The organism is Bradyrhizobium sp. AZCC 1588 (assembly GCF_036924735.1).
Lineage (GTDB): Bacteria > Pseudomonadota > Alphaproteobacteria > Rhizobiales > Xanthobacteraceae > Bradyrhizobium.
In genome coordinates this window covers 5,693,587-5,705,939 of record NZ_JAZHSC010000001.1, presented here as the reverse complement: position 1 = coordinate 5,705,939, position 12,353 = coordinate 5,693,587, and the positions used below count along the sequence as shown (strand labels likewise).

The 12,353-nt window shown below is 61.8% G+C and carries 12 protein-coding genes and 1 pseudogene; 8 read left to right on the top strand and 5 right to left on the bottom strand.

Features of this window, described 5'->3' with window-relative positions; genetic code table 11:
• Positions 1-81 precede the first annotated feature (81 nt).
• The 4 genes from V1277_RS26515 to V1277_RS26500 form a co-directional block, all read right to left on the bottom strand.
• Positions 82-1,170, bottom strand: coding sequence for a TRAP transporter substrate-binding protein (locus V1277_RS26515; protein WP_028349798.1), 1,089 nt, complete (start codon positions 1,168-1,170; stop codon positions 82-84).
• A gap of 173 nt (positions 1,171-1,343) precedes the next feature.
• On the bottom strand, positions 1,344-2,432 hold the full coding sequence (locus V1277_RS26510) for a TRAP transporter substrate-binding protein (protein ID WP_028349799.1): 1,089 nt from the start codon (positions 2,430-2,432) through the stop codon (positions 1,344-1,346).
• 181 nt (positions 2,433-2,613) lie between these two features.
• Positions 2,614-3,747: an Mrp/NBP35 family ATP-binding protein gene (locus tag V1277_RS26505; protein ID WP_334418841.1), complete on the bottom strand. Its 1,134-nt coding sequence runs from the start codon at positions 3,745-3,747 to the stop codon at positions 2,614-2,616.
• 176 nt (positions 3,748-3,923) lie between these two features.
• Positions 3,924-4,361 (bottom strand): VOC family protein, encoded by a 438-nt coding sequence (locus V1277_RS26500; protein WP_213290221.1) that lies wholly within the window; start codon positions 4,359-4,361, stop codon positions 3,924-3,926.
• A gap of 167 nt (positions 4,362-4,528) precedes the next feature.
• On the opposite strand from V1277_RS26500, the pseudogene V1277_RS26495 reads away from it, so the two are divergent.
• The 5 genes and pseudogenes from V1277_RS26495 to V1277_RS26475 form a co-directional block, all read left to right on the top strand.
• Positions 4,529-5,407 (top strand): annotated as a pseudogene (locus tag V1277_RS26495) (NAD(P)-dependent oxidoreductase); the annotation flags it as partial.
• Between the two features lie 203 nt (positions 5,408-5,610).
• Positions 5,611-7,215 carry a sensor histidine kinase gene (locus V1277_RS26490; protein ID WP_334418840.1) on the top strand — a complete coding sequence of 535 codons (1,605 nt, stop codon included), beginning with the start codon at positions 5,611-5,613 and terminating at the stop codon, positions 7,213-7,215.
• 46 nt (positions 7,216-7,261) lie between these two features.
• Complete coding sequence (locus V1277_RS26485; protein ID WP_334418839.1) at positions 7,262-7,465, top strand: DUF1289 domain-containing protein; 204 nt, start codon at positions 7,262-7,264, stop codon at positions 7,463-7,465.
• A 28-nt stretch (positions 7,466-7,493) separates the two neighbouring features.
• Complete coding sequence (locus tag V1277_RS26480; RefSeq protein ID WP_334418838.1) at positions 7,494-8,045, top strand: TIGR02281 family clan AA aspartic protease; 552 nt, start codon at positions 7,494-7,496, stop codon at positions 8,043-8,045.
• Between the two features lie 81 nt (positions 8,046-8,126).
• Entirely contained in the window at positions 8,127-8,672 is a 546-nt protein-coding gene (locus tag V1277_RS26475; RefSeq protein ID WP_334418837.1) for a tetratricopeptide repeat protein, read from the top strand.
• Positions 8,673-8,802: 130 nt separating this feature from the next.
• Here the strand turns inward: V1277_RS26475 and V1277_RS26470 are convergent, their stop codons facing one another.
• Positions 8,803-9,285, bottom strand: coding sequence for a MarR family winged helix-turn-helix transcriptional regulator (locus V1277_RS26470; RefSeq protein WP_334418836.1), 483 nt, complete (start codon positions 9,283-9,285; stop codon positions 8,803-8,805).
• 177 nt (positions 9,286-9,462) lie between these two features.
• Here V1277_RS26470 and V1277_RS26465 point away from each other — a divergent pair, with 177 nt between their 5' ends.
• Genes V1277_RS26465 through V1277_RS26455 form a run of 3 tightly spaced genes read left to right on the top strand, consistent with a single transcriptional unit; the run spans position 9,463 to position 12,330 of the window.
• Positions 9,463-9,981, top strand: coding sequence for a flavin reductase family protein (locus tag V1277_RS26465; RefSeq protein ID WP_334368169.1), 519 nt, complete (start codon positions 9,463-9,465; stop codon positions 9,979-9,981).
• Between the two features lie 50 nt (positions 9,982-10,031).
• Positions 10,032-11,264: an acyl-CoA dehydrogenase family protein gene (locus tag V1277_RS26460; RefSeq protein WP_334418835.1), complete on the top strand. Its 1,233-nt coding sequence runs from the start codon at positions 10,032-10,034 to the stop codon at positions 11,262-11,264.
• Positions 11,265-11,304: 40 nt separating this feature from the next.
• Positions 11,305-12,330: an amidohydrolase family protein gene (locus V1277_RS26455; RefSeq protein WP_334418834.1), complete on the top strand. Its 1,026-nt coding sequence runs from the start codon at positions 11,305-11,307 to the stop codon at positions 12,328-12,330.
• Positions 12,331-12,353 lie beyond the last annotated feature (23 nt).

Genomic DNA, 12,353 nt, shown 5'->3' with positions numbered 1-12,353 from the left:
ACATCATCCGTTTCCCCCAAATAAAGAACCCCGGAGCTTTCGCTCCGGGGTTTTTGCTTGCTTTTGGCAGGTTCGACGAAATCAGCCCTGCGAGTGCCGCGCCATGAAGCCGTCGTATCCGAGTTCGGCCACCTGGAACCACGAATAGCCGTTGTTCGAGAATGACGTCAGCGATTCATACACCTTCTTGAAATCGGCGTTACCGGCCGCAACTTCGCTGTGCAATTCCTTCGCCGCCTTGTAACAGGCTTCCATCACCGGCGCCGGGAACGGGCGCAGCTTGGCGCCGGCTGCGATCAGCTTGCGCAACGCAGGCGGATTGGCCTGATCGTACTTCGCCATCATCCAGTTGTTGGCGTAGTGGCCGGCCTGTTCGAGAACCGACTGGTAGTATTTCGGCAAGGCATTCCACTTGTCGAGATTGACGAAGGCCAGCAGCATCGGGCCGCCTTCCCACCAGCCGGGATAATAGTAGTTGGGGGCAACCTTCGCGAAGCCAAGCTTCTCGTCGTCGTAGGGGCCGACCCACTCCGCGGCATCGATGGTGCCCTTTTCGAGCGCTGGGTAAATGTCGCCACCGGCGATCTGCTGCGGGACGACGCCAAGCTTCTGCAGCGCACGACCGGCAAATCCGCCGATGCGCAACTTCAGCCCCTTCAGATCATCGGGTGTCTTGATCTCCTTGCGGTACCAACCGCCCATCTGCGCGCCGGTGTTGCCGGCGAGCAGCGAGGTCACGTTGTACTTCTTGTAGAATTCGTTGAGCAGATCCCTGCCGCCGCCAAGCATGTACCAGGCTTGGTTGAGACGCATGTTCGGCCCGAACGGCACCGCAGAGCCGAAGGTGAAGGTCGGATCCTTGCCGAAATAGTAATATGACGCGGTATGGCCGATCTCGACGGTGCCGTTCTGCACGGCATCGAGAACCTGCAGGCCGGGGACGATTTCACCGCCGGCAAATGTCTGGATCTGGAACTTGTTGTCGGTGGCTTCGCCGACCATCTTGGCCATCAATTCGGCACCGCCATAGAGCGTGTCCAAGGACTTCGGCCAGCTCGTCGGCATGCGCCACTTGATTTCGGGCAAGCCCTGCGCAATCGCGGGCGCTGCGATCGTTGCAGCACCTGCCGCACCCAAGCCGGTTACTTTGAGAAAATCTCTTCGCTTCATATTTCATCCCTTTTGGTTGTGCCGGTCAGCCTTCGTGTCGAGGCTTGGAACTAAGCATGAAGCATCCGGCCGCCAATTTCCATAAGTAATTGGATGGAAACGCGAAAAAGCCCGACCTTCCTAACGAAGGCCGGGCTTTGCCGTATCAATTTGGGATAGGTATCCGGCTCCGATCAGCCGCGCGTGCGCGAACGGATCATGAAGCTGTCATAGGTATACTCGGCGACCTGCCACCACAGATACTGATCGGAGCGATAGGCCTGCATCGCGTCGATGGCTTTCTTGAAGTCCGCGTTCTTGCCGGAGATTTCGGCCCACAATTCGTTGGTCGACTTCAGGCAAGCTTCCAGCACCTCGTTGGTGAAGGGACGAAGCTGCGTGCCGCTGGCGACGAGGCGCTTCAGTGCCGCGGGGTTCAGCATGTCGTAGCGCTGATTCATCCAGGCATTGGTGTTCGCCGCCGCGTTGGTGAGAATGCCCTGGTAGCTCTTCGGCAGTTCATTCCACTTCTCCAGATTGGCGAAGGCGTGGACCGTCGGGCCGCCCTCCCAGAAGCCGGGGTAGTAGTAGAACTTCGCAACCTTCTGGAAGCCGAGCTTCTCGTCGTCATACGGACCGACCCACTCGGCGGCGTCGATGGTGCCCTTTTCGAGCGCCGGATAGATATCGCCGCCGGCGATCTGCTGCGGCACTACGCCAACCTTCTGCAGCACTTGGCCGGCGATGCCGCCGATGCGCATCTTGAGGCCCGACAGATCAGCAACGGTCTTGATCTCCTTGCGGAACCAGCCGCCCATCTGCGTGCCGGTATTGCCGCAGGGAAAGCCGATCACACCGGACTTCTTGAAGAACTCGTTGGCGAGGTCGTTACCGCCGCCCTGCGCCAGCCAAGAGTTCTGCTGGCGCGCATTGAGACCGAACGGCACGGCCGAAAAGATCGCAAAGGTCGGATCCTTGCCGACGTAGTAGTACGAGACCGTATGACACATCTCGACGGTGTTCTTGGAGGTCGCGTCGAGTGCCTGCAGACCCGGAACCAGCTCGCCGGCCTGGAAGACCTGGATCTGGAATTTATTGTCGGTCATTTCGGCGACCTGCTTCGCCAGGTGCTCGGCACCGCCATAGATGGTGTCGAGCGACTTCGGGAAGCTCGATGTCAGGCGCCATTTGATCTCAGGCGACGATTGCGCGATCGCCGGCGAGGCAACGGCTGTCGCGGCAGCACCGGCCGCTGAAACCTTCAAAAAATCACGACGCTTCATTCAAGCTCTCCTTCGGGTCGTTCCCCAAATTTCCTCGAGCGTTCCTCCGGCGGGACGAATTCCACGGCATCCGGGGCGCTCTGGCGGGGGCGCTTTAACACGGAAGTTCGCGTTCGAAAACGCGACAAAGGCATGACTGCACTGATTAAACGAAAGTCGTATGGGCGAGGACAAGGCAGCTTCAGGCCGCGGCAATCGCGCTCTGAAGCTGGTCGCGAACCTTGGTCCCAATGGCCCGGTAGATCGCGGCATGCGGGCCATCAGGCTCGCTTGCGACCACCGGATTACCTTCGTCCGAGGTGGTCCGGATCGACATGTGCAGCGGGATTTCGCCCAGGAATGGGACACCCAGCCGCTCCGCCTCATGGCGCGCGCCGCCATGGCCGAAAATGTCCGAGCGCGTGCCGCACTTGGGGCACTGGAAGTAGCTCATGTTCTCGACAATGCCGAGCACCGGCACGTTGACCTTCTTGAACATCGCAAGGCCCCTGCGCGCGTCGATCAGCGAGAGATCCTGCGGGGTTGAGATGATCACCGCCCCCTTCAGCGGGACGTTCTGCGCCAGCGTCAGTTGCGCGTCCCCCGTACCGGGCGGCATGTCGACGACGAGAATATCGAGCGTGCCCCACGCCACGTCGCGCAGCATCTGGGTGATCGCCGACATCACCATCGGCCCGCGCCAGATCATCGCGGTGTCTTCCTCGACCAGGAAGCCGATCGACATGATCGAAAGCCCGAAACGCTTGATCGGAATCATCTTGCGGTCGTCGTTGAGCTGCGGCTTCTCGTTGATGCCGGTGAGCCGCGGCACCGAGGGGCCGTAAATGTCGGCATCGAGCAGCCCGACGCGCAGGCCGAGGTCGCGCAGGCCGAGCGCCAGATTGAGCGCGGTGGTCGACTTGCCCACACCGCCCTTGCCCGAGGCCACGGCGATGACGGCGGCAACGCCAGGAATCTCCGCCTGCTTCGACATCGGCGAGGCCGCGCCCTGCGGCGGGCGGTGGGCGGAAGCCGGTTGCACGCCATGCGCATGCCGGTGCGCCGTCGGCGCGGCCTGCGGCGCACCGGGCTTGCGCTCGGCCGTGAGCGCGATCATCGCCGTGCTGACACCGGCGATCGCGCGCACTGCAGCTTCGGCTTGCGCGCGCACGCTTTCCCAGGCTCTAGCCTCGGCGGCGTCGACATTGATGGAGAAGAACACCTTGCCGTCGGTGACCGAGATCGCCGACAGCACGTTAGCATTGGTCAGTGGCACGCCGCGCGGCGAGGCCACCCGGCCAAGGGCATCGAGAACCTGTTGCTGTGTTACGCTCACTCGCGCATCTCCTGAAGCCCTTGCGGTTCCGAGTGAGAACCGGGCTCTACTCGCTTGTTTTGACGCGCATTCTTGACGCGAACCCGACCCGCTGTGGACCAAGTCCGAAAGCGGAGCCTCGTTCCAATACGCTGTGCCAGTCTGATGCGACCCATAGAGCGGTTCAGCGCAAAAGGCTATCTCGCTCCTACGTCATCCTGCCGCTCCGCAGGGGCGGCAGCCGCCTGCTCCTTGGCCGCCTCGTAATTCAGTTCGATCATGACGCCATTGGGGTCATTGACGAAGATCTGCCAGAGGTCACCCCCCGGAACCTGCCGGGAGTCGTACGCCATGCCCTTCTGCTCCAGCCGCCGCTTCATGCCGTCAAAGCCGTAGCTGGCAAACGCAACATGGTGGACAACGCCGGAATCGGGTTTCTGCGGTTCGTCGGTCTTGGAAATATCGACGAGGTGCACCACCGCCTTGCCTTCGCTGTACATCCAGGCCCCGGGAAATGCGAAGTTCGGCCGGGCGCCCTTTTCCAGGCCCAGAATGTCCTCATAGAACCGGACCGTATCGGCAAGGTTGCGGGTCCGGATGTTGAAATGGTCGAGCACGCCCACGCTGACGCCCATACGATGTCACTCCCTTTTTTGTGAGGTTCTTGAGGAACCTATCCTAGCACGAATCCGGCCCCGCCCACCAATGAAGGCGTTGCCCTCCCCTGCGCAGCAGTTATGGTGCGGCTCCTCCAAAAACACCGTCCGGCCGGCCCAACGTCGCCGGGGAAAACTCCAAGGTAACACACATGGCTAAAGTCGCTTTTCTCGGTCTCGGCGTAATGGGCTTCCCCATGGCAGGACATCTGGCGAAAAAAGGCGGCCACGAGGTCACCGTGTACAACCGGACCGGGGCCAAGGCGAAGGAGTGGGCGGACAAATTCGGCGGGCGCACCGCGCCGACGCCGAAGGCCGCGGCGGAAGGTCAGGATTTCGTGATGTGCTGCGTCGGCAACGACAATGACCTGCGCGCGGTCACGGTCGGCACCGATGGCGCCTTCGCCGGCATGAAAAAGGGCGCGGTATTCGTCGACCACACTACCGCCTCTGCCGAAGTCGCCCGCGAGCTTGATGCTGCCGCCGTCAAGGCCGGCTTCAAGTTCATCGACGCGCCGGTGTCCGGCGGCCAGGCGGGTGCGGAAAACGGCGTACTGACGGTGATGTGCGGCGGCAAGGAAGACGCCTATGCCGCTGCCGAGCCAATCATTTCCGGCGCTTATGCGAGAATGTGCAAACTTCTCGGGCCCGCCGGCGCCGGACAGCTCACCAAGATGGTCAACCAGATCTGCATTGCAGGTCTTGTCCAGGGACTGTCCGAGGGCATTCATTTCGCCAAGAAGTCAGGGCTCGACGTCGCGGCCGTGATCGAGACCATCTCCAAGGGCGCGGCGCAGTCCTGGCAGATGGAGAACCGCTACAAGACCATGAATGACGGCAAGTTCGACTTCGGCTTCGCCGTCGAATGGATGCGCAAGGACCTCTCGATCTGCATCAGTGAGGCCCGCCGCAACGGCGCCAACCTGCCGGTGACCGCACTCGTCGATCAGTTCTACGCCGAGGTCGAGAAGATGGGCGGCAAGCGCTGGGATACGTCGAGCCTTTTGGCCCGACTGGAGCGGTGAGTTAAAGAAACAGGTTAAGACAAAGCGCAAGGCCCCCGCTTCTTATCCAGTCAGAAGCGGGGGTTCCGTCTGCCCGACAGGTTAATTTTAACTTCCTGTTTACGAGAATTTTTAGCTCTTTAAGTCATCGCTTAATGATTTAGCGGCACAGATAGACAATGCAAAAGCCCGCGCAGTTCGCGGGCAGGATTTTGTGTTGTTCAATGAGTAAGCCCGCAGAGAAGCCCGAGGTTGTCCAGCTTCCGGCAGAAGCGCCGGTCGCATCAGCGGTCAACACCCGGCGCGTGGCGGCGCAGCGGGTGCGCGAGGCGCGGGATCGGTTAACGTCGACCAGCGGAACCCGCCCCGCCTTCGATACCGAATTGCTCCGACAATACGCCCAGACCCGGGTATCGGCTTCCTTCGTGGTCATGCTGCTGGTGGTTGCGACCGGCGTGCTGTTCGGCCTGTGGAAGTACGCCGTGCCGGCCGCGGTCTGGACCGTCGGCATGCTCTGCATCCATGCCGCCATCATTCGCAACTGCAAGCGCTTCCTCAGCGAGCCGCCTACGCTCGCCGCCACGCGCAAATGGCAAACCCGCTTCGTGCTGCTCGACCTGCTCTACGGCCTGAGCTGGACGGCGATCCTGATCCACCCCGCCGGCCTCGACGTCGTCTCGAACACGATGATGATGTTCCTGATGCTGCTGGTGATCGCGGTGTCAAGCATGCTGGCCGCGACGCTGCCCATTGCGGCGGTGGCGGCAACCGCTCCGGTGACGGCTGCGATCGCGCTCAACTTCGTGATGGGCGGAACCTTCGACAATTACGCGCTCGCGCTGCTGGCGGTTGCCGCCGAATGCTATTTTGCGCTGCTTGCGCACCAGCTTCATTCGACGACGCTGGAGACGATCGAAGCGCGCGCCGAAAAGGACGCGCTGATCGGCGAGCTCGAACAGGCCAAGGCGATCTCGGACGAAGCGCGGCACCGCGCCGAATCCGCCAACGTCGCCAAGTCGCGCTTTCTGGCGCAGATGAGCCACGAGCTGCGCACGCCGCTGAACGCGATCCTCGGATTCTCCGAGGTGATGAAGAGCGAAATCTTCGGCGCGCATGCGGTACCGGTCTACAAGGAATATTCCGCCGACATTCACAATTCGGGCGTCCACCTGCTCAATCTCATCAACGAGATTCTCGATCTGTCGCGGATCGAGGCCGGCCGCTACGAACTCAACGAGGAAGCAGTTTCGCTCGTGCATGTCGTCGCCGACTGTCATCATCTTCTGAAGCTGCGCGCGACCAGCCGCGGCATCACCATTCACGAGGTGTTCGAGCACGGCATGCCGAGAATCTGGGGCGACGAGCGCGCCACGCGCCAGGTCGTGCTGAACCTCATATCCAACTCGATCAAGTTCACCCCGCCGGGCGGCGATATCTGGCTCAAGGTCGGCTGGACCGCGTCCGGTGGACAATATCTCAGCGTCAAGGATACCGGCTCCGGCATTGCCGAGGATGAAATCCCGATCGTGCTGGCTTCGTTCGGCCAGGGCTCCAACTCGATCAAATCGGCCGAACAGGGCGCGGGCCTGGGCTTGCCGATCGCCAAGAGCCTGATCGACATGCACGGCGGCACCTTCACGCTGAAATCGAAATTGCGCATCGGCACCGAAGTAATCGTCACCTTCCCGCCGGAGCGCGTGATGAGCGCGCTGGCGCCGATGGCCGAGGAGGCTCCGCCCCTACAGCCGGACCCCATTGTCACCGCAGCCGTCGAGGACAAGCGGCGGCCGCGTCACAAACCGATCATGAGTGCCGGCACGGGGTTGTAGCCGCAAGCGCTTGCGCAAAGGACACAAAGCACCTCACTATCAAGGAATGAGCAAAGAAACGCCGTGTATCGCAGTCTGTATGATGGATCCCAAAACCAAACTCTGCTTCGGCTGCGGACGAACGTTGCCGGAGATCGCGCGCTGGCACCGCATGGAAACGGCGGAACGATTGGCCGTGATGGAAGGGCTTGCGGCGCGCATGGTGGATGCGGGCCTGATTCCGATGCCGCCGCGCACCGAACGCGGCTGATCACCGGAGGAAACGGCGGAGGCGCCCAGTGATCCGCATCATGCTCGTTCTGGCGATGCTCGCCGCCACAGCCGGCGCCGTCGTCGCCTATGGCGATCCGAACCAGATCGCGCGTGCCGGCAACTCGGTATCGAAAATGCTGTGGCAACGCAGCCTGGAGCCGGCGCCCGCCGTGGAGATCGCGCGCGGCAAGGCCGGCGAATTCGCGCTGCACGCCAAGATCAACGGCGTCAAGGCGCCGATGGTGATCGACACCGGCGCGACGTCGGTGGTGCTGACCTGGGAGACGGCGAAGGCGATCGGCCTGCCGATCGAGATGCTCGAATACAATGTCGATGTCGAAACCGCCGGCGGCCACACCAAGGCAGCGCGGCTGACGCTCGATCGCCTCGCCGTCGGCGGGCTCGTCGAGAAATCTATCCCGGCGCTGGTGGTGCCGCGGGGGCAGTTGAAAACCAACCTGCTCGGCATGAGCTTCCTGGACCGGCTGGAAAGCTGGGGCGTGCAGGCCGACAAACTGAAGCTGCACGGCTATCCCGAAGTGGCGGGCCGGAGCAAGCGCCGCACGGCGGCGAACTAGCGCCCTCGCATCGCGTGACTGAAATGACTATCGTCAACGGAGACAGAGGTGACGAGTAGATCGCGCCTATTTCTGGAGGCCATGGAAGCCAATAACCGCGACGACAACGTATCCGCTCTTCGACTGATGGAGGCCGCCGCGGAGGAAGGTGATCCAGTTGCTTGCTCTGTTGCAGCGTTCTGGCACGCAGGGAGAGAAGTGGGGTTTCCAGTTGACCCAGCGCGGTGCAAATTCTGGCTTGCCAAGCTTGAAGATTTGGCAGAGGCGGACAACGCAGAGGCCCAGTGGGAGCCAGGGATGAATTTTCGCTTTGGCAATCTCGTAAGCCAGAATACGGAGCTCGCCAATTCTTGGCTGGAACGTGCGGCCGAGAATGGATATGGCGAAGCGCAGCACCATTTGGCGTGGTGTTTGGAAACCGGGCAATACGGCTATCCGATCGATCTCGACGCCTCGGAGTCGTGCAGCCGGGCCTTTGAGCAAGATCACCCTGAGACGCTATACCTGTTTGCCATAAGACAGTTCGTCGATGGCCGCCCGGCCGAAGAGGCGGTGCGGCTGCTGAGGAAAGCGGCTGACAAGGGCTTCAAGCAGGCTGGCTACGTCTTGCATGATTACCTTCATTGAGCCTGCAAGAATTAGCGTACGGCAGCCGGTTGATGCAACGCTATCCCGACGTTGCAGGCCGCCACAAGCGCGTCCGCGAACTAGTCAAAGCGTATCGCGCAGGACATGACGCCGCCTCGCCGGGCAAGCGTCACGCTTTCGCCTTTGCCGCCTTGCGCGCCTTGTTGGCTTCCTCGATTTCGGGCTCGATCGAATTCAGGCTCTCGTAGATTTCTGCGAGCACTGTCTTCAGATCCAAAACGTTCTTTGACGGAAAATTGCGGACGGCCACTTCCTCGAAATGGATGGCGATCGGGATCAGCTCCTCGACCAGCGTCCGCCCCTTCGGCGTGAGATTGATCGCAACCGTGCGCGCGTTGTCCTTCAGCCGCGTCCGCGTAACGAGACCTCGCCGCTTCATTTCCCCGATCAGGCGCGACAGCGTCGATATCTCGATCGTCGTCATGTCGGCGAGATCGCCGAGGCGCTGATCGCCTTTCTCCCAGAGCGCGGCCATCACGCGGTACATCGGTAGCGTCACGCCATAGCCCGCGATGCGCCGGGAAAACAGGTCGCCCATCCGCACGCCGACGCGGTTGAGCATGTAGGGCAAGGAATTCGTCAGCCGGTACAAGATCTTGCATCCCGCTTTGGTGCAACTTTTGCGCTCATCCAATAGCCCGACAGTGATCACTTTTCAAGGCAATTGTTGCATTTGAAAATTTCCGATTGACTTGTCATTTGCAAATGCAATTATTGTCCACGAAAATTAAGCCGCCGATCAAGAGCGGATTGTTCAGTGGAGGAAACCATGTCGCTGGATTCGGCATCCGACGAATTGCGTGAAACGTTCAAGCGCGCGTTGCGGCGATTTCCCGCGGCGGTGTCGGTGATCACGTCTGCGGACCAGAACCGCCGCCACGGGATGACGGCGACCGCGGTGACGTCGCTATCGCTCGACCCGCCCTCGCTGATCGTCTGTGTCAACCAACAAACGCTGCTGCACGACATCATGCTGCTGGCGCGCCGGTTTTGCGTCAACGTGCTGCGCCGCGACCAGATCTCCCTTTCATCGGCGTTCAGTGGCGCGGTCCCCGCCGAGGAACGGTTCGGGCTCGGCCAATGGATGACCTCGCCCGAGGGCGTCACCTATCTCGCCGACGCACAGATCAACATCTTCTGCAAGAAGGCGGCCGCGGTGCCGTACGGCACGCACACGATCTTCATCGGCGAAGCCGAGACCGTGAACGTCCGCGATCCGATCGAGCCCCTGATCTACCAGGACGCCACTTATTGCTTTTCGGTGCCCCACGACAGCCAGGCTGCGTGATCTGCCAAGGCGCGCCGCCTTCCAGCCCATCGAAGATACGGAGCTAACCAATGGTATCAGTCGCCCAGTTGAAGGATGTACCTGCGCCGCCGGCCCCTCGTCCCGACCTTGCCGAGTTGCGGAGCCGCGTGGCGCAGATCGCGCCGCAGATCAAGGCGCGCGCCCACACCACGGAAAAGGCCGGGCGCGTGCCGGAAGAGAACATCACGGCGCTGCGCAACATCGGCTATTTCGATATCGTCAAGCCGGCAATGTTCGGCGGCTACGAGCACGAGTTCGACGTGCTGGTCGAACTGAACATTGAGCTCGCGAAAAGCTGCGCCTCGACGGCGTGGGTCGGCGGCCTGCTCGCAGCCCATCAATGGCTGATCGCGGGATTTCCGGAAATCGCGCAGCGCGACGTCTGGGATGATAATGCCGATGCACTCGCGTGTGGCTCCTACGCGCCGGCCGCCAAGGCGATCGAGGTCGAGGGCGGCTATCGCCTCACCGGGCGCTGGTCGTTTGCGAGCGGCTGCGACAACGCGCAATGGTCGTTGTGCGCAGCGCTGTTGCCGTCGAAGACGGAAGCCGGCCAGTTTGCGCCGGCCTTCCTGCTGGTTCCGGCCTCCGACTATGTCATTGACGACACCTGGAATGTCGTCGGCCTCAGTGGCACCGGCAGCAAGACGCTGGTCCTGAATGACGTATTCGTGCCGGCGCACCGCCTGCTGTTGTTCGCCGACACCACATCCGGCAAGACGCCGGGCGCCGCGCTGTATGCCGCCAACCCCACCTTCTCGATTCCCATGCTCTCGAACATTCCTTCCTGCCTGGCGTCCACCGCAGTCGGCGCCGCCGCCGGCGCGCTGGAGGACTATCTTGCCGTTACCTCGAGGCGAATTACGCGCGGCGCGGTGGCCGGCCACAACAACCGCATGGCGGATTTCCCGACCATCCAGTTACGTGTTGCGGAAGCGACCGCTTCCGTCGATGCGGCGCGCGAAGTGCTGTTGCGCGATCTCAGGGACCGTGCGGCGACGATCCGCGACGGCAGGCCCGTCTCGATCGAGGACCGCATCGTCAGCCGCCGCGGCCAGGCCTTCTCGGTTGCGCTCGCCATCCGCGCCAGCGAAGCGCTGAACGCATCGACCGGCGGGCTCGGCCTCGATCTTTCCAACCCGGTGCAGCGCGCGTGGCGCGATGCCAATGCCGTCGGCCGCCACATCAGCATGAACTGGGACGCCGTCGGCACCATGTACGGCCAGCTCGCGCTTGGGCTGACGCCCCAAGGTCAATACTAAGGGACAGTACTAACCAACACCAGATATCAGCGAGGACGACATGCAGGGCAAGATCGCATTAGAGGAACATTTCGCCATCCCGGACACGCTGATGGACTCAGCGGGCTTCGTTCCGGACTCCTATTGGCCGGAGTTGAAGGACCGCCTGCTTGATATCCAGGACAAGCGGCTCGCGCAGATGGACCGCCACGGCGTCGAGATGATGATCCTGTCGCTGAACGCGCCGGCGGTTCAGGCAATTCCCGACGTCGCCCGTGCCAACGAGATTGCGATCCGCGCCAACGATTTCCTCGCCGAACAGGTGGCAAAACGGCCGTCGCGATTCCAGGCCTTTGCCGCACTGCCGATGCAGGACCCCGATCTCGCGATCGCCGAACTCGAGCGCTGCATCAAGACGCTCGGCTTCCGTGGCGCGCTGGTCAACGGCTTCTCGCAAATCGGCGACGGCAAGCGGCCGGTCTATTACGACCTGCCGCAATACTGGCCGTTCTGGGCGGCGGTGGAACAGACCGGCCTGCCCTTCTATCTGCATCCGCGCAATCCGCTGCCTGAAGACTGCGCGATCTATGAAGGGCATCCCTGGCTGATGGGCCCGACCTGGGCATTCGGACAGGAGACCGCGGTTCATGCGTTGCGGCTGATGGGATCGGGATTGTTCGATGCCTATCCAAAACTGAAGATCATCCTCGGCCATATGGGCGAAGGCCTGCCCTACAGCATGTGGCGCGTCGATCATCGCAACGGCTGGGTCAAGGCGCCGCCGAAACACAAGGCAAAGAGGAAGATCTGCGACTACTTCAATGCCAACTTTTTCCTGACCACGTCGGGTAATTTCCGCACCCAAACGCTGATCGATTCCATTCTCGAGATCGGAGCCGATCGCATCCTGTTCTCGGTCGACTGGCCGTTCGAGAATGTGGACCACGCCTCCGACTGGTTCAACAGCGCCAGCATCAGCGAGAACGATCGCCTAAAGATCGGACGGCGCAACGCCATCGACCTGTTCAAGCTCGATCTCGGCGAGCATGCCGTCGCCGAGCACGGCATTCATCAAGCTGCGGAATAAGCGGCCTCAAACGACATAATCAT